The organism is Streptococcus sp. SN3, from assembly GCF_030439905.1.
On record NZ_JAQFJF010000001.1, the window covers coordinates 500898 to 525073 of the forward strand.

General features: G+C 42.8%; 24 protein-coding genes. 4 read left to right on the forward strand and 20 right to left on the reverse strand.

Annotation, left to right across the window (positions count from 1 at the left end; all coding sequences use genetic code 11):
- Nucleotides 1-134: 134 nt before the first annotated feature.
- Nucleotides 135-1964, reverse strand: coding sequence for an excinuclease ABC subunit UvrC (gene uvrC / locus PCY71_RS02215; protein WP_048772841.1), 1830 nt, complete (start codon nt 1962-1964; stop codon nt 135-137).
- Nucleotides 1965-2328: 364 nt separating this feature from the next.
- On the opposite strand from uvrC, the gene PCY71_RS02220 reads away from it, so the two are divergent.
- The 3 genes from PCY71_RS02220 to PCY71_RS02230 all read left to right on the forward strand — a co-directional run bounded on the left by PCY71_RS02220 (nt 2329) and on the right by PCY71_RS02230 (nt 5861).
- Nucleotides 2329-3585 carry an extracellular solute-binding protein gene (locus PCY71_RS02220; protein ID WP_002900230.1) on the forward strand — a complete coding sequence of 419 codons (1257 nt, stop codon included), beginning with the start codon at nt 2329-2331 and terminating at the stop codon, nt 3583-3585.
- A gap of 81 nt (nt 3586-3666) precedes the next feature.
- Nucleotides 3667-5025: a carbohydrate ABC transporter permease gene (locus PCY71_RS02225; protein ID WP_002904606.1), complete on the forward strand. Its 1359-nt coding sequence runs from the start codon at nt 3667-3669 to the stop codon at nt 5023-5025.
- Entirely contained in the window at nt 5025-5861 is an 837-nt protein-coding gene (locus PCY71_RS02230) for a sugar ABC transporter permease (protein WP_002895328.1), read from the forward strand. Before PCY71_RS02225 ends, PCY71_RS02230 begins: the two co-directional genes overlap by 1 nt.
- A 164-nt stretch (nt 5862-6025) precedes the next feature.
- Here the strand turns inward: PCY71_RS02230 and PCY71_RS02235 are convergent, their stop codons facing one another.
- The 18 genes from PCY71_RS02235 to lepA all read right to left on the reverse strand — a co-directional run bounded on the left by PCY71_RS02235 (nt 6026) and on the right by lepA (nt 22778).
- Nucleotides 6026-8587 carry a CAP domain-containing protein gene (locus tag PCY71_RS02235; protein WP_002909613.1) on the reverse strand — a complete coding sequence of 854 codons (2562 nt, stop codon included), beginning with the start codon at nt 8585-8587 and terminating at the stop codon, nt 6026-6028.
- 190 nt (nt 8588-8777) lie between these two features.
- The gene (gene trmD / locus PCY71_RS02240; RefSeq protein ID WP_002909612.1) at nt 8778-9500 is read right to left on the reverse strand and encodes a tRNA (guanosine(37)-N1)-methyltransferase TrmD; all 723 of its coding nucleotides are present in this window, start codon (nt 9498-9500) and stop codon (nt 8778-8780) included.
- Nucleotides 9490-10008: a ribosome maturation factor RimM gene (rimM, locus tag PCY71_RS02245; protein ID WP_011837039.1), complete on the reverse strand. Its 519-nt coding sequence runs from the start codon at nt 10006-10008 to the stop codon at nt 9490-9492. The genes trmD and rimM overlap by 11 nt, the downstream gene beginning before the upstream one ends.
- Before the next feature lie 94 nt (nt 10009-10102).
- Nucleotides 10103-10465, reverse strand: a complete 363-nt coding sequence (locus PCY71_RS02250; protein WP_002909609.1) for a TIGR02328 family protein — start codon at nt 10463-10465, stop codon at nt 10103-10105.
- A gap of 75 nt (nt 10466-10540) precedes the next feature.
- On the reverse strand, nt 10541-11095 hold the full coding sequence (locus PCY71_RS02255; protein WP_048772837.1) for a GNAT family N-acetyltransferase: 555 nt from the start codon (nt 11093-11095) through the stop codon (nt 10541-10543).
- Between the two features lie 160 nt (nt 11096-11255).
- Entirely contained in the window at nt 11256-11921 is a 666-nt protein-coding gene (locus PCY71_RS02260) for a TrkA family potassium uptake protein (RefSeq protein WP_048772834.1), read from the reverse strand.
- A gap of 10 nt (nt 11922-11931) precedes the next feature.
- On the reverse strand, nt 11932-13281 hold the full coding sequence (locus PCY71_RS02265) for a TrkH family potassium uptake protein (RefSeq protein ID WP_048772831.1): 1350 nt from the start codon (nt 13279-13281) through the stop codon (nt 11932-11934).
- Nucleotides 13278-13829, reverse strand: coding sequence for a putative immunity protein (locus PCY71_RS02270; RefSeq protein ID WP_048772829.1), 552 nt, complete (start codon nt 13827-13829; stop codon nt 13278-13280). Before PCY71_RS02270 ends, PCY71_RS02265 begins: the two co-directional genes overlap by 4 nt.
- A gap of 260 nt (nt 13830-14089) precedes the next feature.
- Nucleotides 14090-14329 carry an RNA-binding protein KphA gene (gene kphA, locus PCY71_RS02275; protein ID WP_002895313.1) on the reverse strand — a complete coding sequence of 80 codons (240 nt, stop codon included), beginning with the start codon at nt 14327-14329 and terminating at the stop codon, nt 14090-14092.
- Between the two features lie 19 nt (nt 14330-14348).
- The gene (rpsP, locus tag PCY71_RS02280) at nt 14349-14621 is read right to left on the reverse strand and encodes a 30S ribosomal protein S16 (protein ID WP_002895310.1); all 273 of its coding nucleotides are present in this window, start codon (nt 14619-14621) and stop codon (nt 14349-14351) included.
- Nucleotides 14622-14852: 231 nt separating this feature from the next.
- Nucleotides 14853-15542 (reverse strand): YjjG family noncanonical pyrimidine nucleotidase, encoded by a 690-nt coding sequence (locus PCY71_RS02285; RefSeq protein WP_033179163.1) that lies wholly within the window; start codon nt 15540-15542, stop codon nt 14853-14855.
- A gap of 192 nt (nt 15543-15734) precedes the next feature.
- A complete protein-coding gene (locus tag PCY71_RS02290) occupies nt 15735-16661 on the reverse strand; it encodes an RADC (RefSeq protein ID WP_048772824.1) in 927 nt (308 codons plus the stop codon).
- A gap of 53 nt (nt 16662-16714) precedes the next feature.
- The gene (locus PCY71_RS02295; protein WP_048772821.1) at nt 16715-17548 is read right to left on the reverse strand and encodes an AraC family transcriptional regulator; all 834 of its coding nucleotides are present in this window, start codon (nt 17546-17548) and stop codon (nt 16715-16717) included.
- 198 nt (nt 17549-17746) lie between these two features.
- On the reverse strand, nt 17747-18241 hold the full coding sequence (locus tag PCY71_RS02300; protein WP_002904626.1) for a YkgJ family cysteine cluster protein: 495 nt from the start codon (nt 18239-18241) through the stop codon (nt 17747-17749).
- A 167-nt stretch (nt 18242-18408) separates the two neighbouring features.
- Nucleotides 18409-19053: a hypothetical protein gene (locus tag PCY71_RS02305; RefSeq protein ID WP_075202667.1), complete on the reverse strand. Its 645-nt coding sequence runs from the start codon at nt 19051-19053 to the stop codon at nt 18409-18411.
- A 104-nt stretch (nt 19054-19157) separates the two neighbouring features.
- Nucleotides 19158-19949 carry a nicotinamide riboside transporter PnuC gene (gene pnuC / locus PCY71_RS02310; protein ID WP_002924477.1) on the reverse strand — a complete coding sequence of 264 codons (792 nt, stop codon included), beginning with the start codon at nt 19947-19949 and terminating at the stop codon, nt 19158-19160.
- A gap of 330 nt (nt 19950-20279) precedes the next feature.
- Nucleotides 20280-20912, reverse strand: a complete 633-nt coding sequence (locus PCY71_RS02315; protein WP_002903031.1) for a hypothetical protein — start codon at nt 20910-20912, stop codon at nt 20280-20282.
- A 42-nt stretch (nt 20913-20954) separates the two neighbouring features.
- Entirely contained in the window at nt 20955-22778 is a 1824-nt protein-coding gene (gene lepA, locus PCY71_RS02320) for a translation elongation factor 4 (protein WP_032908149.1), read from the reverse strand.
- A gap of 122 nt (nt 22779-22900) precedes the next feature.
- Here lepA and PCY71_RS02325 point away from each other — a divergent pair, with 122 nt between their 5' ends.
- Nucleotides 22901-23716 carry a Cof-type HAD-IIB family hydrolase gene (locus PCY71_RS02325; RefSeq protein WP_048772815.1) on the forward strand — a complete coding sequence of 272 codons (816 nt, stop codon included), beginning with the start codon at nt 22901-22903 and terminating at the stop codon, nt 23714-23716.
- Between the two features lie 77 nt (nt 23717-23793).
- On the opposite strand, the gene PCY71_RS02330 is transcribed toward PCY71_RS02325, so the two are convergent.
- The gene (locus tag PCY71_RS02330; protein WP_048772812.1) at nt 23794-24159 is read right to left on the reverse strand and encodes a TIGR02328 family protein; all 366 of its coding nucleotides are present in this window, start codon (nt 24157-24159) and stop codon (nt 23794-23796) included.
- Between the last annotated feature and the right edge of the window lie 17 nt (nt 24160-24176).

A 24176-nucleotide genomic window follows, 5' to 3' on the forward strand; every position in this document is an offset into this window, starting at 1 on the left:
AGAATAGACATATTATAATACAAAATTATTTTATTGTCAAACATTATAGGCATTATAATAGTCCCTCCATTTCTGTTAATTTTTTCCTAATTATTAAAAAAATTCTGCATACACTGTCCTTATATGAGATTTGTCTATTCTAAATCCACCTGTGGCTCTGCTACTTCAGGCAAGGAAGTTTTCTGCTGGTCTGCTAGATTTAACTTCTCCCGCACTGCTTCTGCCACTGCTCGCGGTACACCGACTTCGACAATTTGGTCGACACTGGCTTCTTTAATCTTGGTTAGAGATTTGAAGTGTTTCATAAGATTTTGCTTGCGTTTTGGTCCCAAGCCTTCAATGCCATCTAGTTGTGATGAGAAGGAATTTTTAGACCGGAGCTGGCGGTGGAAGGTAATAGCGAAACGGTGGACCTCATCTTGAATGCGTTGAAGCAGGAAAAATTCCTGCGAATTGCGGGATAATTCCACAACCTGCAGAGGGTCACCAAAAAGCAATTCATGAGTCTGGTGCTTGTCATTTTTTTGCAGTCCAGCGATGGGAATGTCCAATCCCAACTGGTCCTGAATAACTTCTTTAGCGACATTAACCTGACCCTGTCCACCGTCAATGACAATCAAATCAGGCGGAGTCAGTCCATCTCGAATCACCCGACTATAGCGCCGCTTGATGACCTCACGCATACTTGCGTAGTCATCAGGTCCTACGACAGTCTTGATCTTATATTTGCGATAATCCTTCTTGCTAGTTTTACCATTGACAAAGACTACCATAGCTGATACAGGACTGGTCCCCATGATATTGGAGTTATCAAAAGACTCAATACGAACAGGCGTTGGAATGTTAAGGAGCTGCCCTAGATTCTCAATAGCACCTTGGGTCTTTTCAATAGATTTCTCCAAGAGGTCAAATTTCTGCTGGAGACTAACTCGGGCATTTTTGGTAGCCAGATTAACCAGCTGTTTCTTTTCGCCTCGCTGGGGCTTAAGCACCTTGGTATCCACCAGGACTCGGACAGCTTCTTCGTCAATATCTGCCGGAATCAAAATTTCATTGGGCTTGAGATGGGACTTTTCTTGGTAAAACTGGCCAATATAGGTCAGAAAATCTTCGTCCGGATCATTGTAATAGGGAAAAAGATTGACGTCACGCTCGATTAACTTGCCCTGGCGGACAAAGAAGACCTGTACACACATCCAGCCCTTATCCACATAGTAGCCAAAGACATCACGATTTTGCAAATCCTTGGCCATGACCCGCTGCTTGGTTCGCAGCGTACCAATGGACTGAATCAAGTCGCGGTACTCTGCTGCCTTTTCAAACTCCATAGCTTGCGCTGCGACAGCCATTTTCCCCCGCAAATCCTCAATAATCTGGTCATCCTGGCCCTTGAGAAAAGCCGCAACCTCCTGAGTCAGCTCTTTGAAATACTGGCTGTCTACCTGGCAAATACTGTGGGCCTTGCACTGCCCCAGATGGTAGTAAAAACAAACCTTCTCAGGTGGATTGGTACACTTACGAAAAGGAAAGAGCCGATCTAAAAGTCGCTTGATTTCATTGGCAGCACCAACATCCGGATATGGACCAAAATAAAGTCCGCCATCCTTTTTGACTTGGCGCGTGATAATCAGGCGCGGATAGGTCTCATTGGTAATCTTAATAAAAGGATAGGACTTATCGTCCTTGAGCATGATATTGTACTTAGGCTTGTTTTCCTTGATTAGATTAATCTCCAGAAGCAAAGCCTCAATATTAGACTCGGTGACAATAAACTCAAAATCCTCAATCTCGGAAACCAGAGCCTCCGTCTTGGTGTCATGACTGCCACGGAAATAAGAACGAACCCGATTACGAAGATTCTTGGCTTTTCCGACATAGATAATGGCACCGTTTTTGTCTTTGTGAATGTAACAGCCGGGACTGGTCGGCAACAGTTCCAGCTTTGATTGGATTAGCTTGTTCATAGGTCTATTATAGCAGAAAAGGGGAGTATTCAACAGGTAGACACTAGATTATTAGAAAATCATAAGTTGAATTCCTTTCATAGATAATTCTGAACAACAACTTCTCTTCATCTCTTCATACAAGTACCAAAAATATATTGCGAATGAGACAAAATCCTCTCCATAATAAAGCGTTTTCTATGCAAAAATCAAGCAAGCGATTGCACAGCCATTTTAATAGGCTTTGATTAAATAAACAGAAATAAAATAGAAAAATTTTAGAAAAATTAATATATTTTTAAAAAAATTTCAAAAAAAGGCTTGACAAAAATTGCAAACGGTTGCATAATAGGATTGTAAATAAAAATTCCGGGAGGAAATAGGAATGAAAACATGGAAAAAAGTAGTATTGGGCAGTGTCAGCTTGCTGGCTGCAGGAACACTGTTAGCAGCTTGTAGCTCGAATAGTAGCAAGGAGAGCTCTTCTTCTAAAGCCGATAGCAAGACCTTGAAACTTTGGGTGCCAACTGGTTCTAAAGATTCTTACTCTGATACAGTTAGCAAGTTCGAGAAAGAATCAGGCTACAAGGTTGACGTAGTCGAAATGGAAGATCCAAACGCTCAGGAAAATCTGACAAAAGATGCTAGTACTGCTGCCGATGTTTTCTCTCTGCCACACGACCAACTTGGTAAATTAGTTGAAGCTGGAGCTATTCAAGAAGTTCCTTCTAAAATGGCAGAAGAAGTCAAGAAAAACGATACTGAACAAGCAGCAATTGGTGCTCAATACAAAGGCAAAACTTATGCTTTCCCATACGGTATCGAATCACAAGTAACCTACTATAACAAATCAAAACTTTCCGCTGATGATGTTAAGTCTTATGAAACCATCACTTCTAAAGCTAAATTTGGTGGAAACTTGAAAGAGGCTAATGGATACATCACTGCTCCACTCTTCCTTTCTGTTGGCGACACTCTCTTTGGTAAAGATGGTGAGCAAGTAGACGGAACAAACTGGGGTAACGAAGCCGGTGTGAACGTTCTGAAGTTCATCGCAGCTCAAAAGAATAACAGCGGTTTTGTAAACGTAGATGCTTCTAACCTTCTTGCTAAATTTGAAGATGGTTCAGTTGACGCTTTCCAATCAGGTCCATGGGACTACGCAGCTGCTGAAAAAGCTGTCGGCAAAGACAACCTTGGTATCTCTGTTTACCCAACTGTTAACATCGGTGGACAAGACGTTCAACAAAAAGCCTTCCTCGGTGTAAAACTTTACGCAGTTAACCAAACACCTTCAAACGGCGACACTGACCGTATCGCAGCAAGCTACAAACTGGCTCAAGTGCTTACTAGCAAAGAAAGCCAAGAAAACCAATTCAAGTTTGAAGGACGTCACATCATCCCAGCTAACAAAGAAGTACAAGAGTCTGAAGATGTGAAGAAAGATGCCTTGGCACAAGCTGTTATCACAATGGGATCTTCTGATACCTACACAACAGTTATGCCTAAACTTAGCCAAATGTCTGTCTTCTGGACTGAAAGTGCTGCAATCCTCAGCGATGCTTACAACGGTAAATTTGGTGAAGATCAATACCTCGCAAAATTACAACAGTTTGATAAAGATTTAGCAGCAGCTAAATAATACTCAAGCAAATTTAAATAAGCATTGAAGTGAGGGGGGCAGCCTCCTCACTTCTTTCTTTGTAAATATAAGGAGAATACTATGACTCAGTCATCCTATGACAATGCATCCATGGTTCAGGTCTTTAAAGAGGGAACCTGGGATGTCAAACTCTCTTTTCTGGTAATGGGACTGAGCAACCTTGTAAACAAACAATTTATCAAGGGGCTGCTCTTCCTCTTCTCAGAAATTGCTTTCCTGATTGCTTTTGCAGTCCAAATCATACCAGCTATTGGCGGCATGATTACATTGGGGACTCAAGAGCAGGGAGAGGCTATCAAAAAAGTTAACGGCTTGGAAATCACAGTTCAAGTAGCCGGTGACAACTCTATGCTGATGCTGATTTTTGGACTTGCTTCTCTCATCTTCTGTGCAGTCTTCGCCTACATCTACTGGTGTAATCTGAAAAGTGCTCGTCACTTGATGGCCCTCAAGCAGTCTGGTCAGAAGATTCCTAACTTCGTTGAGGACTTTAAGACGTTGGCTGACGGCCGCTTTCACATGGGCTTAATGAGCATTCCTCTTATCGGAGTACTGCTTTTTACCATCCTACCTCTGATCTACATGATCTGCTTGGCCTTTACTAACTTTGACCATAAGCATCCAGCTCCTAAGTCACTCTTTGACTGGGTTGGCTTCTCCAGCTTCGGTGATGTCTTCTCAGGTCGTATGGCTAGCACCTTCTTCCCACTTTTAGGCTGGACCTTGATTTGGGCGGTTGCTGCGACAGCTACTACTTTCTTCTTCGGAATCGTTTTAGCTCTCTTGCTCAATACAAAAGGCCTCAAGTACAAGAAAGTTTGGCGCACACTCTTCGTTATCACTATTGCTGTGCCACAATTCGTATCCCTGCTCTTGATGCGTAATTTCCTGAATGACAATGGACCTTTGAACGGATTATTGCAAAGCCTCCATCTCATTCAGCATCCAATTCCATTCTTGAGTGACCCTGTTTGGGCTAAGTTCTCAATCATCCTTGTCAATATGTGGATTGGTATTCCATTTACCATGCTGGTAGCGACTGGAATTATCATGAACCTCCCTAGCGAGCAAATCGAGGCTGCTGAGATTGATGGAGCTAGCAAGCTTCAAATCTTCAAGAGCATTACTTTCCCTCAAATTCTCTTGATTATGGCGCCATCACTCATCCAGCAGTTTATCGGAAACATCAACAACTTCAACGTTATCTACTTCCTGACAGGCGGTGGACCTACTAACTCTTCCTACTATCAGGCAGGCTCAACTGACCTCTTGGTTACCTGGCTCTATAAACTGACCGTTTCAGCCAAGGACTACAATCTGGCATCTGTTATCGGTATCCTGATCTTTGCAATCTCTGCAGCCTTCAGTCTCTTAGCCTATACTAGATCCGCATCATTCAAGGAAGGAACTGCTAAATAATGAAAAATAGAAAAAAACTCAGTTTATTAGGGATTTATGTCTTACTGGCTGTTCTAGCGTTTATCTGGCTAACGCCGATTATCTGGATTTTTCTGACCAGCTTCCGTGGTGAAGGCTCTAATGCAGTCCCTTACTTCTTCCCTAAGACTTATACTCTTGACAACTATATCAGACTGTTTAATAACAACACATATCCTTTTGTTCAGTGGTTTATGAATACCCTGATTGTTGCAACAGCGACCTGTATCCTGTCTACTTTGATTACTGTGGGTATGGCTTACTCACTCAGCCGTATCAAATTCAAGCATAAAAATCGTTTCCTCAAGCTGGCTCTGGTACTTAACATGTTCCCAGGCTTCATGTCTATGATTGCGGTTTACTACATCTTGAAAGCACTCAATTTGACACAAACCCTTACATCACTGATTCTGGTTTATTCAGCTGGAGCGGCTCTAGGCTTCTATATTGCTAAAGGTTTCTTTGATACAATCCCATATTCCTTGGACGAATCCGCTATGATTGACGGAGCAACTCGCTTCCAAATCTTCCGGACTATTACATTACCGCTGTCAAAACCGATTATCGTTTATACAGCGCTTATGGCTTTCATGGGACCTTGGGTTGACTTCATCTTTGCCTCTGTGATTCTAGGCGATGTCAAGGAAAAATATACAGTGGCTTTGGGACTTTTCCAAATGCTTAATAAGGACGCCATCAATAAATGGTTCTTGCCTTTCACATCTGGAGCAATTATCATCGCTATCCCAATCACTCTTCTCTTCATCTTCATGCAGAAATACTACGTAGAAGGTGTAACAGGCGGAGCAGTCAAATAGAATCTATTATGTATATCAAAAACTTCCGACAATTAATATCGGAAGTTTTTATCTTTCTTAGAAAATGTGGAACTTAACTCCTCATCCCTTTTATATGAGATTGCTTATTAACTTGGACAAAAAAAATGAGTCTGGAAATCGTTCCAATCTCATTTTTTATTTCATTAATTATAATCTTCGTCTCTGCGACGGCGCTTGTTCGTTCCCAAAAAGGCAGCTGCACCAAGTGCCATACCAAAAATTGCAAGGCGTTCTGCTTCTGAGCCAGTATTTGGCAGAATAGCAGGAACTGTTGGAGCCTTATCAGCTGTCGTAGCCACGCTAGCAAGTTGAGCTGCAGGATTTACAACAAAATCAGTAAACGCACCACCACCTGCCGCTTGAACGGCACCCGTAGTGGCTCCTTTGACTTCACGAGTGTTCGCATGAACTTCTGCAGTCTTAGCATCTGAATCTTTCTTAGATTCATCCTCTGCACCTGGACCAGCAGCTCCGCCTTTTACAGCAGTTAGAGTCTGTTTATCTTCACCTGAGCGATAGTTACTATTCAGAGCATTTCCATACAGGAGAGCTGCTTGATTCAAGATATTCAAGAGAGTTTCATAATTCGCTTGAAGACTGTTGTAGGATTCCTCAAGGACAGCTAAAGTTGCAGTCTCTTGATTTAAGATTGCTTGTTTAGCTTCAAAATCAAGCTGCGCTTCTGCCAACTCCCGCTCTGCTTCTGCAAGTAACTGAGGAGCATTTTGAAGGTCAATAACTTTCTTTTTAGCTGCAGCTAATGTTTTTTGAGCAGACAGCAAGTCCTCTTGAGCAGTTGTCAAATTAGCTTTCGCAGCTTCTTGAGCAGACTGAAGTTCTGCCAACTTATCCTTAGCTGCCGCTAGAACTGCCTGAGCATTGCTCAAGTTAGTTTGGTAAGGAGCCAAGCTTGCTGCAATCTTAGCTGTTGCTCTGTCAAGAGCTTCTTGCTTGAGAGCAACATTCTGCTTAGTCAAAGCTAGATTATTTTCAGCAGTTGCTACCTTCTGACGAGCTGCTTCAACTGCTGCAATTTGAGCTGCCGCTGTCTTTTGAGCATCAGCTAATTGAGCATTTAGGATATTGATAGCTGATTCCTGACCAACTTTTTGAGCCTTAAGTTCAGCTAATTGATTCTTAAGTGCTGTAACATTAGCGTTAGAACCTGCAGAACGACCACCACCAGCACGCAACAACTGCTCCATAGCAGCAACAGTCAATAGAGTACCGTTATTAACACGCTGGTTAAAGTTGCTAATGTGATGGAAACCAACCTCGGATGTACCATGAGGAGTGCCCCATTGGTTTGGATGTTTATCATAAGCCGCCGAGATAGCATTGGCTTTATTGTCCATCATCTGCACATAGTGGCCAATTTTAGCAAATACATCAGCACCAACTCTCATATAGATAGCATTAGCATCAATCTGAGTTTCATCAGTAGGCAGTCCATATTGCGCCGCAATCCGTTGATAGAGTTCTTTTTCACTATGCCAGAAATTGACAGCTCCTTGTGGGTCAAAGCTAATCGCTACATTTTCGTTACCAATCAGCTTGCCCATGTGCCAGTTATTGCGCTCAAAGTAGATAGTCTGAATCTGGCTAGCCACATTCGCATATGGATCAACCAACAACTCTTGTAAGCCGGCATTACGACGGTAAGCATTAATAGCCTTGACCAACTCTAAAGCTTGCAGGTTATTTTCCAGATTAGCTGGACTAGTTGGGTCAGAATTAACTGAGATACCAAATTCATTTTGTCCGCGTTGGTAAACAGCAAGTGCATTGTTAGCAGCATCACGAATTTCTTGATTAGCCGCATTGTTACGAACATTTTCTAAAAATTGAGAATAAGTCGTATTGCGAAGGTCAACAGGAGCTGTTGCTGCTGCTTTCTCAGCAGCAGGAATTTGCGCTTCAAGAGAGCTGATAGCTTGATTGGTTTGGCTCAAAGATGCCTTTGTCTGATTGATTTTATTCTGGATTTCAGCCTGCACTTGTGGAGCAGAAGACGCTGCTTGTTCCGCCTTTGTCAACTCAGTCTTTGCATTGTCTAAAGCGGTCTGTGCTTGACTTTGCTGGCTCTTAGCAGTTGCTACAGCTTGCTCTTCTGAGTTAAGCGGTGTTTTAGCTTGTTTCAATTCAGTCTCGGCAATGTCTACCAGAGATTGGCTCGCCTTAATAGTATTCGCTTGATCTTTAACAGCTTGGTCTGCCTTGGCAGCCTTAGCCTCTGCTTCTCGAACAGCAGTGTCTTTTGCGCCAACCTCTTGCTCTGCTGTTTTTGCTTCCGTCTCCGCTTTAGCAACATTTTCTTCTGTTGCTTCTGCCTGCACTTCTTTAGCAGTCTCAACAGCGGCTTCAGCCACTTTCACGCTAGTTTTTGCATCTTCAGCTTCTGTTTTAGCAGTATCTACTATCGATCTTTGCTCATCAAGTTTAGCTTTGGCCGCTTCAGCATTTTCTTGGGCAACAGCTACATCTGCTGCTGTCACTGGTTTCTCAGTTACTTCAGTCGCTTTTGGAGCTGTTACAGTTGATTCAACCAACTCATCCGCGTGCACTTGATGGGTCAGTCCACCAGAAATAATAGTTGTAGCCGCGATACCAGTCGCTACAACAGACTTGCCTATTTTCTTTTCCATAATCAATCTCCTTTTTATAATCTCACATACTATAATTAACCTGGGTATAGCAGCCCGCATAGTAATATACTATCACAAAACGCTAGTATTAACTAGTAGCAAACTTATAGTTTTAATAGTTTTTTTATTACATTTTAGTTACAAAAATGTTTTATTAGAAAAATAAGCTGGTTTTTCCAACAAAAATGAGCATTTCTTTATCAAATAAAGCAAAAACTCCTAGATCCTTTCTAAGAGTTAACCTTGCTTGTCAGTCCGATTGAGCTTGTCGAATTTCTTCTAGCATCGCTTCTTCTTCAGCCGTCATTTCATAGTGTTCCAGCAAATCAGGTCGTCTTAGATAGGTCTTTTTCAAACTTTCATAGAGACGCCACTTGCGGATGTTTTCATGATGGCCACTCATGAGGACTTCCGGAACGACCATACCTCGGTAGTCATAGGGCCGAGTATACTGAGGATACTCCAAGAGTCCAGACGAAAAGCTGTCATCCGTGTGACTGACTTCCTTGCCAATAACCTCTGGAATCAGGCGAACTGTCGCATCAATCATGGTCATAGCTGCCAGTTCTCCTCCAGTCAGCACATAGTCACCCAACGAAATCTCGTCCGTCACCAAGGTCTTGATCCGCTCATCATAACCCTCATAGTGACCACAGATGAAGATCAATTCCTCTTCCTGAGCCAGCTCCTCAGCATAGGCTTGGTCGAAGGTACGTCCGGCAGGATCCAGCAAAATCACGCGAGGCCGCTTCTTTTCAATAGCATCATAGGCATCAAAAATTGGCTGAGCCCGTAGCAGCATCCCCTGACCGCCACCATAAGGCTCGTCGTCTACATGACGGGATTTTTCAGCCTTTTCTCGGAAATTATGGTAGTTGATTTCTAAGAGGCCTTTTTCTCGCGCTTTACCGACGATAGAGTGCTCCAAGGGCGCAAACATCTCCGGAAAGAGAGTCAAAATATCAATTTTCATCGTCCAATCCTTCCGGTATCTCTACATCAACCCGACCTTGCTCGATGTTGATTCCCAGCACCACTGGCGGAATGTAAGGCAGCAGCAAATCACGCTTACCTTTACGCTTGACCACCCAGACATCATTGGCTCCTGGCTGGAGAATCTCCTTAATCGTACCTAGCAGAACATCATTTTCATAGACTTCAAGGCCAATGATTTCATGGTAGTAAAATTCGCCATCTTCCAAATCAGCCAAGTCTTCTTCGGCTACTTTCAGACTAAAGTCACGAAATTTCTCGATGTCATTGATATGGTACATGCCCTTGAACTTGATAATATCAAAGTTCTTGGCCTTGCGGTGGCTGGCAATCTCCACATCCATAACAAACTGGTCTTTCTTATCGAAAAGGGCCAGTTTATTGCCTTTTTTAAAACGCTCTTCCGCAAAATCTGTCACCGACAAAACCCGCATCTCCCCTTGCAAACCTTGGGTATTGACGATTTTACCAACATTAAAATAATTCATTTTTACTCCAGTTAATCTTTTTACTATTCGTTTTATTGTATCATTTTGCTGGCTTTTTCTCAAGATAGGCAGCTGGCTCAGACAGCGGAAAAGCTTATAAGTCAATGCCTTTTTCTTTGAGATTTTGCAGGCATTCCTCATAGTAAGCTGCGTCATGCTCGGAGTAAATAGGGCTCGCCACAGCCATTTCTTCCAGATGCACATAAGCTGGACAAGTCTTGCCACGATAGTCCCGCTCCAGCCATTCTGGAGACACACGATAACCTCGCTTGCTCATCTCCTCCATAATCAGCTCATGGTAGCGATAAAGCAAGTAAGGAGAGTGCGTAAAAACATAGTCAACGGTCGCATGTTTCTTGCCCCAGCCATTGCCACGAAGAGCGTAGCATTCCCGATGCTGACCAAGTAGTTGCGGACGGGGAAGCTTGGGAATCAGTGCTTGATGCCAGAGTCTCATTTTATCCTCCGTTTAGTAAAAACAAAGCAATCTTTTATTGCTCAAAATCGCAATTGAGCTCCAGAGAATTTCCTTTTAATAATCGCTGAAACGTCTATGTTTGATTTCAAAGTCGAAATAATTCTCCTCCTGAATTCGGCGGAAAATGTCTCGGTAGGCTTCTTCGTCAAAAGAATTCCCTCGATAAAGGATTTCAAAGCTAAGATCCTCATATTCCAGAAAGGCATTAGCTGAGCGGAAGCCTTTGCTGTGATAGAAATCCCAGCGAGCCTGACGCTGCGCAAGATTGTCACATGGCTCATCTAGGCGCTCGATTTCTAAAATCATGGTTCGCTGATAGAAATTAACCAGCTTTTCGATGATTTCACCGCCATAGCCATGGCTGCGCAGGTGGGGCATAATCTCAAAGAAACTAACATAAAAGGCTCGCGCGTTGGAAATGGCAAAGGCAAAACCAACAAACTCCTTTTCATGATAAAAGGCGAAAAAATTAGCATCTTCCTGTTCCTCATATCGTAAAAATTCACTGAGCGGTATCCTTTCCTCTTCTGGGAAAGCTTCATTATTCAAGGCTTCTACCTTATCCAAATCCGGAAAATCTGCTGTAATGATCTGGCTGGTTAAGCTCATAAAATCACTCCTTTTCTAGTGGTAGTATAACAAATTTTACAACTGGTTTCAAAAAAGAGCCCTGAAAGAGCTCCTATGTATCGATTTTTTCTTCATATAATAGAAAGGTGCCGAGTTCCTAAGAACTACCGATAGTTGGTCCCGATTGGACTCCTAGCTGCTACTTCACTATTTCACGTAAATTATCCAAATGCTGATTATCAGTCACAGCCATAATGCTGACGCCTGCTGGCCAGACAAAGTCTGGGGTAAACTGGCTTTCCAAAGGCTGATTTTTTTTCAGACGGTAGCCGATAATATTAAGATGATAAAGCCTGCGAGCATCTACTTCACGGACCGTTTTCCCGACCCAGCTAGCAGGCAACTCAAACTCAGCCACCACTACATCATCATCCAACTGGAAGACCTCAATCGAATGGTTCAAGAGAATAGTCTTGGCCAATGAAATACCAGCCTCCACTTCAGGCAGAATAACCAGATCAGCTCCCACCTTTTCCAGCACCTGCTGAGTTACTTCATCCTTGACCTTGGCAATGACATTTTTAACGCCCAATGCCTTGCAGTGCATGACCGCTAGGACGCTGGATTCCAGACTTTCTCCCGTCGCTACTATGACCGTATCACAGGACCCAACGTCTGCCGCCTCTAAAAGCTCCATATCAGTAATGTCCCCGATCACACCAACGGCAATCATGTCTTCATACTGATTGATTGTCTCTTCGTGATTATCAATCGCAATGATTTCTACATCTTGAGAAATCAAGGCCTCAATGATACTCTGTCCAAAAATCCCCAAGCCGAGGATTCCAACTGTTTGATTTGCCATTTCTTTTCTCCTATCCAATCATAATGTCCGCCTTGCTGTAATGCAAGGTTGCAGCCTTCTTCGGTTGATAATGGTTGAGACTGACCATAAGAGTCAGCGGCCCCACCCGTCCAATAAACATTAGCAACATAATCACAATCATACCAGCTGTATTGAGGCTGGTAGTGATATTGGCCGTGACACCAACTGTAGCCAATGCCGACACAGTCTCAAATATCAGGTAAATAAAACGATGACTGCTATCGGTCACTAGCCCAAGAGCCAAAAGACCAAGCAGAAATGTCAGCTGAAAAATCACTGTCACACCAAAAGCCTTCTGCACTAGCTGAGGAGACAGCGTTCTCCGTCCCATATTGGTATGAGGCAAGCCCAGGATTTCCTTTCGGGCAAAAAGCAAAAGAACTAAGAAGGTCGTAATTTTCAGACCGCCCGCTGTACCACCCGGAGCTCCTCCTAAAAACATCTGGATCAGATAGATAAACAGAGTTACTGGACGAGCAGCCGTATAATCAATGGAAGCAAAGCCAGCTGTCCTCATACTGACTGTCTGAAAAAAGCTGACCAGTAGCTTATCGCCAAAGGAAAGATTGCCAATCGTTCCAGGATTATTGTACTCCGTCCAGAGACTCGTGACCGTCCCAAAAACGAGGAGACCAGCAGTCAGCAGCAAGACTACCTTAGTATGAAAGTGCAGCCCCTTCTGTTTTCCTCCCAATTTAGTCGCCAAGTCAAACCAGACCATAAAGCCCAGTCCTCCAGTAATGATGAGGAGAGCCAAGGTGATATTGACCAAAACATCTGTCTGCAAGCCTAGTAGGCTATCATTGCCAAAATTATCAAAGCCCGCATTACAAAATGCAGAAACGGCTAAAAAGATAGAATTAAAAATCCCTTTTCTCAGACCAAACTTGGGAATGAAGCGAATCATGAGAAGGAGCGCACCCAGTCCTTCGATAGTAAAAGTCGTGATAAAAATCGAACGGACAAATTGACCTAAGGTACGATTGTGACCATAACTAAAACTATCCCGCAGAATACGGCGATCCTTGAGGCTGAGCTTTTTCCGACTTTCCATGGTGAAAAATCCGATAAAAGTCAGGATTCCCAAACCACCAATCTGAATCAGCAGCATACAAAGGAGCTGTCCCCAGACATTGTATGTATCCACAACCGATCGAGTAAAAAGCCCTGTCACACAGACCATCGAGACAGCTGTAAAAAGATGATCCAGATAGCCCGCTTGGGAACTAGCCGTCTGCACCCAAGGGAGACTGAGTAGCAAGGAGCCACAGAATATCACCAGAAGAAAAGACAAGATGATCTTTTGCGCTGGTGACAAGCGCGAAAATAAATGCTTCATAAAGTTTCCTTTCCTGATCTAATAAAAGCAGAGGCTAGCTCTATCTGCTCTTCTCTTTCCTTGACAGCCCGCTGCAAATCATCTGGACTCTGCAAGTTTCTGACTTTGATGGCATAATCCGCTGCGACAATAGCATGGCCCCGCATGTGGCCTGTTGCGACTGCTTGGGCAAAGACACGCGCAGCATATTTACCGATTTGTGATTGGGCTTGCTGCGACAGCTGCTGAGCCAAGAAACCAGCCTGCCTTAGTTCATAGGCAGATGCCCTATCATCAAGTCGAGCCCGAAAAATCGCTCTTACCTGAGTCAAAATCTTCTGCTTTTCAGACTCATCTTCCGCATCTATCAGAGCTATAAAGCTTGACGCCATTTTCATAGCCCATCGAGCCAGTTGCCCCTGAGGAAGTTCCTCCAAAACAAGCTCCAATTCCAATCTCTTCTCACTATCATCCAGAATTTTTAGCTTATAAGGGCTCGGTAAAATCACTTGATCATTCTCATAACACTTACGCTCATGAGTGTTCCAAGCATAATCTTCTGACTTCATATGTCCTCCAGTTTCGAATTTCTCTAAACTCGCCCCTGCATTTCGTTTTTATCTTAAATGAAGTACTAGTTCTCACGAAGCTCGAACTGCATCAATGGTCCTAAATTCAACTGAGCCTAATAACTTGTTTCTGCAAGGAAATTAAGGAACGTAGTTCTCGCATAGCTCGAACTGCATCAATGGCCCTAAATTCAACTACGCCTAAAGGCTTGTTTCATTAAGGGCCATAGAAAAAGCGGGACACATAGCCCCGCTGCTTCTTATTTCTCATCAATGACGATGCGAACCTTTTTGTACTCGGTTGGGACAGAGTAAACAATCGTCCTTATAGCGGAGATAGTACGACCTTTACGACCGATTACACGTCCAACATCACTCTGATCAAGATCCAGGTGATATTCTAAAAATTCAGGTGTATCCTCAATCTTGATAGTTAAGGCATCTGGCTGTGAAATCAAAGGTTTCACTATCGCAATAATTAGATTTTCAATCGTGTCCATATGTCAACCTACGCTTCTATTATTTAGAGTATTTTGAATCGTGGAATTTCTTCAATACACCTTCTTTTGAAAGGATATTGCGTACAGTATCAGAAGGTTGTGCACCATTACCCAACCACTCAAGGATACGGTCTTCCTTCAAAGTAACTTGGTTTTCAGCTACAAGTGGGTTGTAAGTACCAACTGTTTCGATGAAACGTCCGTCACGAGGTGAACGTGAGTCTGCAACATTGATACGGTAGAAAGGTTTTTTCTTAGAACCCATACGAGTCAAACGGATTTTTACTGCCATTATTAAGGTCTCTTTTCTTTATTTTTTTCTTTTGGTGAAATAGCAAAGCTATTAAGCACATGTTCTATTATAGCAGATTAAAAATAGCTGTCAAGTTTTTTTCTTGACAGAGTTAAAAATTTTTTAGCTATGTCTTTTCACCTTAAAAACGCAATGCGTTTTTACTAGCTTACTCGATATAAATATATTTAAGAGAAAACAAGGCAAGGATTTTTTTCATTTGCAGTCTCCTTATGGGACCAAGAGTCTGATAATGTCATCATAAGAATAGGCGGTATAGGTCGGCTGAAAAAGACTTTTATTTCCTAGCTGCTTGGGATTGTACCAGAGAGAGTCCAATCCGGCATTATTAGCGCCAGCAATATCAGCTGTCAAGGAGTCTCCAATCATCAAAGTCTGAGACAGGTCAAAATCTGGTATCTGCTCTGCTATTTTTTCATAAAACAAAGCTTCGGGCTTCTGAGTCCCCATCTTTTCCGAGATGAAAATATGGTTAAAATAAGGAGAAATGTCGGAATGGGCCATACGGCCGGTCTGAATAGCCATGATACCGTTGGTGGCTCCGTAAATCTCATAATCAGCTGCTGTCAGACTGTCCAACAACTCGCTAGCACCAGCGTAGGTTTGTCCTTGCTGAGCGATATGCTGCTGATAGAGAAGAGCTAGCTCGGCTCCATCCTTCCCAATGCCAAAATGGGCAAAAAGACGAGAAAAACGAGTATTGACTAGCTCCGACTTGGTAATTTTCCCCTGCTCCAGTTCCCGCCAAAGCCCCTTGTTCATGGGAATATAATAGTCTTTGTAGGTCTGAATCTCCGTTACGCCTTGCTCCTCCAAAAAATGAGTCAAGGCAATATCTTCAGCCGTATCAAAATCCAGCAACGTATGGTCAAGGTCGAATAGTAGAAATTTGTATGACAAGGTTGAAATCCTTTCTGTAACTGTAGTAGCTTCATTATACCACAAGCCACCAAAAAATCAGCCGCTCAAAAACGAACGGCTGGTTTCTAATCTATTTCACTACTGGTATCCAGAGAGCCATTTGATAGTTTGGAGTCCTTTCTTTCGATTCTGCTGCATTTCCAAACAGCATCTTCGCTTTTCCCACTTCTTCTACTCTACTTTATAGTGAACACACAAATCTCTAAATTTATTATCTAGCGCTGCAATATCAAACAAGACTTCTGACAATTTCTGATAATCTTCCTTGATACAAAATAGATGAGCTTGGCCGAACAATCTTGCTAAATTTTCTTTTAGTTCTGATCTGACAGCATCGTATTCTTTTAAGAAGTTGCTCATGTATAGATTTCTGATAGAAGCTAATTTGAAACTAAAGTATTGATGAAGATGTTTTTGTTCTTCATTCAAGCCATTGACCGCTACCGACTTAGCATATCTTGCTATCACATTCTCCTCGCCACATTCATATTGTTGCTTCATCAACATAGATGTTTTTTGATAAATCTCCTTGGACGTTGGAGATTTGATTTTTTTGAAGTTTCCCCACATGGAGAAAGAACCTCTTTTATAGTCGATATTTTTAGCTTCCCAGGCATTCGCAAATTCTGACAAACTCATTTTCATACAAGCAAAGCCTGCTGGATCATGGAAATAGATAAACTCATCATCTAGATCATAAACTGAAACAAAATGGTCCACCCCATACAAATGGATATGATTGGGATTATAAGTCAGATAACCCATGTCCAAAGGGCCAAGAACAACAGGGCCGCTTAGCAAGAACTTACTTAAGATCTCTCTGATAGAGGGAAGATTCAAATCGTTTGAATCCTTTATATAGTATTCATCGTATGTAAAGCCCAAAATGTTTAAAGAATGGCTGATAGAACTATCTGGCATCCCATTATCAAAGAAGACTAGCGGGTGTTTTTCATCTTCCTTTACAATACTAGCGCCATTTCCCATCACCATAATGGCTTCCAAAAACTCAGGGCGAACATCATAACCATACGAATGCAGCGCCATCGCAAGTGAATATGTATAACAAAGAGAAACGTCCCCAAAATACATCTGCATAGCATCATCCTCCTCTGTAATCAACGCCTAAAAAATGACTTGCAATCACCATTTTATTTCACCACTGGTATCCAGAGTTCCATTTGATAGTCTGGCGAGGACATGTCTCCCTCGGTGTAAACTTCAAAGTCTGGTGCTCCTGTGTGGCGATAGCCAGTTTCTGGAAAAAAGACTTCCAAGACATATTTCCAAGCATGGTGGATACTGGCTGGTATAGCCCCTTTGACCGGTACGATGGCATACTCGGCTTCTGCGATTTCTTTAATTGACAGACCTAGTGCTTCTGCTTTAGCTTTATCCGTCACATCATAAGCGGCCATATAGTTGATGATTTCGCCTTCTTTGACATCCGAGCAGACACCAAAGGAATGGCCACTGCCCAGACTTTCTAGGCTTTCAAAGCTGTGATTTGCATAGAGCTGCTCCCATGCAGACGGGCACTGGCTATTGTCAATAGCTTCCAATAGGACGCCTGCCACGGTAAAAGCAGGTTTCTTTTGAATCTTGATATCCATGTTCTTTCCTCCTGTAATCTTTAAGGATAATTGAAGTCTAGGAAAGACGCGATAAGGTTTTCCATTTCGAACTTCTGAGGGAGTCGCACCATGGAATTTCTTAAAGGCTGCGCTAAAGGCATCGGCAGACTCATAGCCGTATTTCATCGCTATGTCAATAACCTTATCAGAGCTTTCCCGCAAGTCCGTCACAGCTTCTGATAGCCTGCGATTGCGCAAGTATTCTGCTAAAGTCATATCTGCCAGGATAGAAAAGAGCCTGCTGAAGAGAGCATAAGAATAGCCCGATAGCTGCTGAAATTTCTGCAAATCTACTTCTGCGTCCAACTTACTTTCCAGATATTCCATGGTTTGATTGAATTGATGCATCATATTCTTTTTTACCTCACAAAAGATACTAAGGCCGTTAAAAGCAAAGTGGAAATTGGAAAATTGACGGAGGGGCTCCTGCTCCGAGAAAATTTCATCTTTTTCACACAGCTTCTAGGCCATGTTCAATTCTAACTATAGTCTAACAGATATAAGAAACTTTCACCCTAGAATTTTTGTACAAGATTTAGAGGGGGGATTTTACAACCTATCCCGCAGCTTCTCCACAAAGAGATAAGCCGCTGGGCAGGTCAGGGTATTTTTAATTGTCAGATGATTAATCTGATGAATCTTCTTACGGTCTGTATGAGGAAACTCTCGGCAGGCCTTGGGACGGACATCGTAGATCGAGCAGAGATTGTCTCCACCTAAAAAAGGACAAGGCATGGCCTTGAAAACCTTGTCACCGTCTTCGTCTACCTGCAGAAATTCCTCTTCAAAAGCCGGCAGCTTCATCTTGAAATACTTGGCAATACGGACAATATCGGCTTCCTTAAAGTCTGGTCCCAGCGTCTTACAGCAATTGGCACAGGCTGTACAGTCAATCTCCTCAAAAACCTCATCATGGATTTGCTGGGCAATCTTATCTAGGTTTTTTGGTGGCTTTTTCTTGAGACTGGCTAAAAATTTTCGATGCTCTTTCTGCTTCTGCAAAGCTAGCTGATGGTACTTTTCAAGGTCGATTTCTTGGGTCATATATTTTTCTTTCTGTATTCAAATTGCTTTTATTATATCATAAAATGAGCCCTCTTAAATCTTATCAAACTCAAAGAATATTAGATATCCCATCTAACAAAAAAATCTGAGAACGAGTCCCAGATTTGCTTTTTATGAACTTAGAGAGCAATCATCAAATGCTGTCGCTAAATGCTTTTTCCACCGTCCTTGCTGACGCTCCATGTATCTTCGATATAAGGGATAAATTCATACAGAGTGTCTTCATCGCCTTCAAAGGACATCATATAGACCTTATCGCCTTGTTTGAAGACCCAAACCGTTAGGTTTTGAGTGGATTTTAAAACAACATTAATCTGAAAGGCTTCATTTCCAGCTACGGTACTCTTTGCTCCCCAAAAATCATCGACTTCCTTATTATCCTTCCAGTGGTAGGCAATACGTTGGGCAATGGTTTCGGCGTTGAATTCTTCACCTTCTCCGATATTGGCTTTTTCTTTTGTATAAGCGTTCATCGTGACAATATTATAGCCACTTCCATCCGTATACTGGACGCTGTCGCCACCATCTACGTCTGTAAACTTAATCCAATTATCAGGAATACTGATATAGCCATAATCATCAGAGCCAACCCGCTGCGTACCAGTAGTCTTTGACGAATCTTTTTCTCTACGACTGCTACTACTTGTATCGCTGTCATCTCTCAGAGAAACCCGACTGGAAGAATCAGATGGTTTCCGACTGCTATAGCTCTTAATAAGGCTACAGGAAGACAGAGACAGACCGGCTAAGATTGTCAGGGAGAGCAAAAAGTACTTCTTTTTCATGGTCATTCCTTCCTAAATCTAATAAATTTTACTAATACTAGTTTACCATATTTTTAGAACGAAAGGAAAGAGAGACATTGTCACATCCGATTGCTTTTCTGTTTGTAGGACTATGCTTTTTTAGCAGCCTTATTCCACTGGTACCATCCTACCAAACTGTTGATTAAATAGATCAAATACTTCCCTTGAATTTGAAGACTTTCGCCCCACCAGAGGTAGATAGAAAAAATATTGGTCGCTGCCCAGAAAATCCACTGTTCGCGATAAACAGCCGTCATCAAGATTTGCCCTACACCATTTGTCGCATCTGTGATTGAATCACGATAAGGACGATTGGCACCCACGGACTGATAAATCAAGCCAAAGACCAACCACCAAAGCACACTGAGTGATAGATATTTTGTCCATCCTTTGGTATCTAGCTTACGAGCAACAAACTCTTGCTTTTCTTTTTTGAACTGACCTTGGTAAATCCACACCAAGAGTCCAATTGGCTGCATGATGGTAAAGTAAAGAGTCGTCAGGACCTCGCCATAGAAGCCTTTCTGCAAAGCCAAAATCAAGTAAATCACAGAATTGATCAAACCAAAGAGGTAATTGCTAGCCCGTCCTTCAGAAACGAAGATCACACAGATAATCCCGGTTAGACTGCAAATCATCCCCGTCCAATCCACGATGCGATGTTCATATATCAGCTCCAGCCAGAGCGGAAAACTCCCTAGAATCAAGAGATAAAACCATTGACCTAGACTGCGATGAGCAAACAAATCGTCCCAGATAAGCTTCAAGGTACCAGAAAAGCCGAGCTTCTTCATGCTAGTCACCATTCGTTTGTAGCCACCAGACATTTCAGAAAGCGTCAGCTTCATGTTTGCGATTTTCTTTTGGATATAAGTATTCATTCTTTCTCCTTTTGTTTTTTAAGAGCCGTGTCAAATTGACTTACGGATGCAACGCTCTATTATTTTCGAACACGCATAAGGTCTGTCTTATACAGTGTTCACATTTTATCATATTCCTATTTCAGAAAATGTCAAGTAAAATCTAAAAAAGATTTCCTAACGTTCGGATTTCAAGAAAAGGCCTACAAATTTTTGTAAGCCTTTTTGCTTGGATTTGATAGTAGTCGAACGTTTTTTCTGATTTATCACTATCTTTTTGTGAAACATAATTGGCTTCTACACTGAAAAAAACAAGAGACTTAATAAATAGGCCTCTTGTTTTTTAAACTATTATTCGCTGACTGCTCCCTTGCCATCAAGGCTCCAAGTATCTTTCATGTTTGTAATGAAATCATCAAGAGTTTCTTCGTCGCCTTCAAAGGATAGTATATAGACTTTGTCATCTTTTTGGAAAACTAATGTATTAGCAAGTTGTCCCGATTTCAGAATGATGTTTATTTGAAAGGCTTCTATTCCTGAGACAGTACTTTTAGAGCCCCACATCTTCTCAATATTATCTTTTTGACTCCAATTATAGGCTACATGTTGAGCAATTGTTTCTGCATTGAAAGTCTCACCATCTGCTACTTCAGCTTCTGCCTTAGAAACAGCATTCATGGTAACGATATTATAAGCAGAACCGTCGGTATATTGGATAAGTCCTTCAACTTCTGCATCAAAAAATTTAATCCATTTACTTGGGATATCGATATAACCAAACTCTGGAGAACCAACACGTTTTGTTTCTTGATTGGTTTTGTTCTTGCTTCTTTTAGAAGAAGAATTTGAAGAATTCTTTTTCACTTGTGCACTGAAACTAGTCGAAGAACTAGATTGATCAGGCTTTTGTCCAGAATTGGCACACGATGCAAGAGTAAGTGAAGTTAATACCAGAACTGCTCCAAGCAGATACGATCGTTTCATGATTTTCTCCTTTTGGGATATATTACCTAGAGATATAAGACTTTATTCCTCATCCATACTCAGGACACTGAGGAAGGCTTCTTGTGGGACTTCGACAGAACCGATAGCTTTCATCCGTTTTTTACCGGCTTTTTGTTTTTCTAGGAGTTTGCGCTTCCGAGAAACATCACCACCATAACACTTGGCCAAGACATTTTTACGCAGGGCCTTGATGTCTGTCCGAGCCACGATTTTCTGTCCGATGGCTGCCTGGATGGGTACTTCAAACTGCTGACGAGGAATGATTTTCTTAAGCTTGTCTACAATCAGCTTACCACGCTCATAGGCAAATTCCTTGTGAACAATGAAGCTGAGAGCATCAACCTTGTCGCCATTGAGGAGAATATCCATCTTCACCAGCTTGGACGAGCGATACTCAGAAATTTCATAGTCAAAGCTAGCATAGCCACGAGTAGAGGACTTGAGCTTGTCAAAGAAGTCAAAGACGATTTCAGCAAGTGGGATTTGATAAATGACATTGACCCGATTATCATCGATGTAATCCATGGTCACAAAGTCACCGCGCTTACGCTGAGCCAACTCCATCACCGCTCCGACAAATTCCTGCGGTACCATAATCTGCGCCTTGACATAAGGCTCCTCAATGGAATCAATCTTGGTCGGATCCGGAAACTCGCTCGGATTGGACACATCAATTGAAGCACCATCCGTCATATTGACCTTATAGATAACGGATGGCGCCGTCATGATCAAATCAATATTAAACTCACGCTCCAAACGCTCCTGAATGACGTCCATGTGCAGCAAGCCCAGGAAGCCACAACGGAAACCAAATCCTAATGCCTGAGATGTTTCTGGCTCAAACTGCAGACTGGCATCGTTTAGCTGGAGCTTTTCAAGCGCCTCACGCAGATCGTTGTATTTATTGGACTCAATCGGATAGAGACCGGCGAAGACCATCGGGTTCATCTGCTTGTAGCCGGCTAGTGGCTCTGCAGCTGGATTATCCGCCAAGGTCACTGTATCTCCGACCCGAGTATCCTGTACCGTCTTGATAGAGGCTGCGATATAGCCAACATCCCCTGTCGCTAAGAAATCACGTCCAATAGCCTTGGGCGTAAAGATACCGACCTCTGTTACATCAAAGGTCTTGCCATTGCTCATGAGCTGAATGGTATCCCCCGGCTTAACCACACCGTCCATAACCCGCACTTGCAGAATTACCCCACGATAGGCGTCATAGACCGAGTCAAAAATCAAGGCCTTGAGCGGTGCTTCTACATTTCCAGTCGGAGCTGGAACTTTTTCCACAATCTGCTCTAAAATTTCCTCAATTCCGATGCCAGCCTTTGCAGAAGCCAATACGGCTTCGCTAGCATCCAGTCCAATCACGTCTTCAATCTCTGCCCGCACCCGCTCTGGATCCGCAGCTGGCAGGTCAATCTTATTGATGACTGGCAAGATTTCCAAGTCATTATCCAACGCTAGATAGACATTAGCCAAGGTCTGAGCTTCAATCCCCTGAGCCGCATCCACGACCAAAATAGCCCCTTCGCAGGCCGCTAATGACCGCGATACTTCATAGGTAAAGTCCACGTGTCCCGGCGTGTCAATCAAGTGAAAGATATAGGTTTCACCGTCCTTGGCAGTATAATTGAGCTCGATGGCATTAAGCTTAATGGTGATACCGCGCTCCCGCTCCAAGTCCATGCTGTCTAAAAGTTGGGCCTGCATTTCCCGGCTGGAAACCGTCTCCGTCGCCTCCAAAATCCGGTCGGCCAAGGTTGATTTTCCGTGGTCAATGTGGGCAATGATGGAGAAATTGCGGATCTTCTCCTGACGTTTTTTCAAATCTTCTAAATTCATTTTTCTCATCCTTTTAGGGTATTCTATTTATTATAACACAAGACCAGTGATTTTTCCTATAGACTCGGACTTTCTCTGTAAATTATGCTATACTTATCACAGAATAATTTTGGAGACACTTTATGATTAAAATTCTTGCACTTGATATGGACGGCACCTTGCTCAACAGCAAAAAAGAAATTCCCCAGGCTCACATCGAAGCTCTGCACCAAGCTATTGAAAAAGGAGTCAAATTGGTTCTTTGTACAGGTCGCCCCTTGGTCGGCGTCAAGCCTTATTACAACAAGCTGGGCCTTGCACAAGAAAACGAATATGTCATCGTGGACAATGGCTGCGCTACACATCAGACCAGCGACTGGAGTTTGGTGGACTGGCAAGAGCTGAGCGGTCAGGATATTCGCTATCTCTACAGCCTGTCTGAAAATAGCCCTGTCCAGCTGACTCTCTTTGATGAGGATCATTATTTCGTCGTCGGAGAAAAAGCCAGTTCCTATGTCGTGAATGATGCTAGCCTAGTATTCACCACTCCAACCGAGATTAGTCTGGAAGAGGCTTGCAGCGGTAAACACAGAATGTTTCAAGCTATGTTTTTAGGCAGCCAAGAGCAAGTAGATGCTTTTGAAGCCGACTTTGGCCAAGAAATCTGCCAGCGTTTCAGTGGTGTTCGCTCTCAGCCAGTCATTTACGAGGCCATGCCATCTGGTGTGACCAAAGCCTTTGCCCTAGAGCGATTGGCTAAACAATTGGACGTCAATCCTCAGGAAATCATGGCAATCGGTGATGCCAACAACGACATCGAAATGCTGGAATACGCAGGTCTCGGTGTTGCCATGGGAAATGCTTCAGACTATGTCAAAAGCCTAGCGGATGCCGTCACAGACAGCTGTGAAGAAAATGGGGTTGCTGCAGCTATTGAGAAGTTTATTTTGAATTCATAAAAGTCAAAAAAGAAGAGCAATGTCTCTTCCTTTTTTGTTCTATAACCTTAATACTATGCCGTCTTGTCACTTGGGAATCAGAAGATTTCTATTCCTTTCTCCTTGAGATTTTCCAAGCATTCTTTCAGATAGGCTGCGTCATGCTCCGGATAAATGGGATGTTCGAGCTCCTCAGCTGGCAACTGCTGGTAAGCTGGACAAGTCTTGCCACGATAGTCTTTATCCAGCCAAAGGGTATCCGGCTGATAGCCCCGTCGTTGCATCTCCTCCATAATCAGCAGGTGATAAGCATAGAGGCAATAAGGGCTGTGCTCAAAAACATAGTTGACCGTCGCATGCGGCTTGCCCCAACCTCGTCCACGTAAGGCTGCACACTCTCGGTGCTGGCCTAAAAGCTGCTGCCGCGGAAGTTTTTCAATCAAATCTTGGTGCCAAAGTCTCACGGTTTTCTCCTTCTAGA

Excerpts from the sequence above, each read along its gene's own strand:
- PCY71_RS02325 (WP_048772815.1), top strand. The coding sequence starts at position 22,901 with ATGATTAAAATTCTTGCACTTGATATGGACGGCACCTTGCTCAACAGC.
- PCY71_RS02255 (WP_048772837.1), bottom strand. The coding sequence starts at position 11,095 with ATGAGCTTAACCAGCCAGATCATTACAGCAGATTTTCCGGATTTGGAT.
- PCY71_RS02270 (WP_048772829.1), bottom strand. The coding sequence starts at position 13,829 with ATGAAGTCAGAAGATTATGCTTGGAACACTCATGAGCGTAAGTGTTAT.
- pnuC (WP_002924477.1), bottom strand. The coding sequence starts at position 19,949 with ATGAATACTTATATCCAAAAGAAAATCGCAAACATGAAGCTGACGCTT.
- PCY71_RS02265 (WP_048772831.1), bottom strand. The coding sequence starts at position 13,281 with ATGAAGCATTTATTTTCGCGCTTGTCACCAGCGCAAAAGATCATCTTG.
- PCY71_RS02295 (WP_048772821.1), bottom strand. The coding sequence starts at position 17,548 with ATGATGCATCAATTCAATCAAACCATGGAATATCTGGAAAGTAAGTTG.
- PCY71_RS02305 (WP_075202667.1), bottom strand. The coding sequence starts at position 19,053 with ATGACCATGAAAAAGAAGTACTTTTTGCTCTCCCTGACAATCTTAGCC.
- PCY71_RS02225 (WP_002904606.1), top strand. The coding sequence starts at position 3,667 with ATGACTCAGTCATCCTATGACAATGCATCCATGGTTCAGGTCTTTAAA.
- PCY71_RS02230 (WP_002895328.1), top strand. The coding sequence starts at position 5,025 with ATGAAAAATAGAAAAAAACTCAGTTTATTAGGGATTTATGTCTTACTG.
- PCY71_RS02235 (WP_002909613.1), bottom strand. The coding sequence starts at position 8,587 with ATGCGGGCTGCTATACCCAGGTTAATTATAGTATGTGAGATTATAAAA.
- uvrC (WP_048772841.1), bottom strand. The coding sequence starts at position 1,964 with ATGAACAAGCTAATCCAATCAAAGCTGGAACTGTTGCCGACCAGTCCC.
- kphA (WP_002895313.1), bottom strand. The coding sequence starts at position 14,329 with ATGGACACGATTGAAAATCTAATTATTGCGATAGTGAAACCTTTGATT.
- PCY71_RS02220 (WP_002900230.1), top strand. The coding sequence starts at position 2,329 with ATGAAAACATGGAAAAAAGTAGTATTGGGCAGTGTCAGCTTGCTGGCT.
- rpsP (WP_002895310.1), bottom strand. The coding sequence starts at position 14,621 with ATGGCAGTAAAAATCCGTTTGACTCGTATGGGTTCTAAGAAAAAACCT.
- PCY71_RS02250 (WP_002909609.1), bottom strand. The coding sequence starts at position 10,465 with ATGAGACTCTGGCATCAAGCACTGATTCCCAAGCTTCCCCGTCCGCAA.
- trmD (WP_002909612.1), bottom strand. The coding sequence starts at position 9,500 with ATGAAAATTGATATTTTGACTCTCTTTCCGGAGATGTTTGCGCCCTTG.
- PCY71_RS02260 (WP_048772834.1), bottom strand. The coding sequence starts at position 11,921 with ATGGCAAATCAAACAGTTGGAATCCTCGGCTTGGGGATTTTTGGACAG.
- lepA (WP_032908149.1), bottom strand. The coding sequence starts at position 22,778 with ATGAATTTAGAAGATTTGAAAAAACGTCAGGAGAAGATCCGCAATTTC.
- PCY71_RS02300 (WP_002904626.1), bottom strand. The coding sequence starts at position 18,241 with ATGACCCAAGAAATCGACCTTGAAAAGTACCATCAGCTAGCTTTGCAG.
- PCY71_RS02290 (WP_048772824.1), bottom strand. The coding sequence starts at position 16,661 with ATGCAGATGTATTTTGGGGACGTTTCTCTTTGTTATACATATTCACTT.
- PCY71_RS02315 (WP_002903031.1), bottom strand. The coding sequence starts at position 20,912 with ATGAAACGATCGTATCTGCTTGGAGCAGTTCTGGTATTAACTTCACTT.
- rimM (WP_011837039.1), bottom strand. The coding sequence starts at position 10,008 with ATGAATTATTTTAATGTTGGTAAAATCGTCAATACCCAAGGTTTGCAA.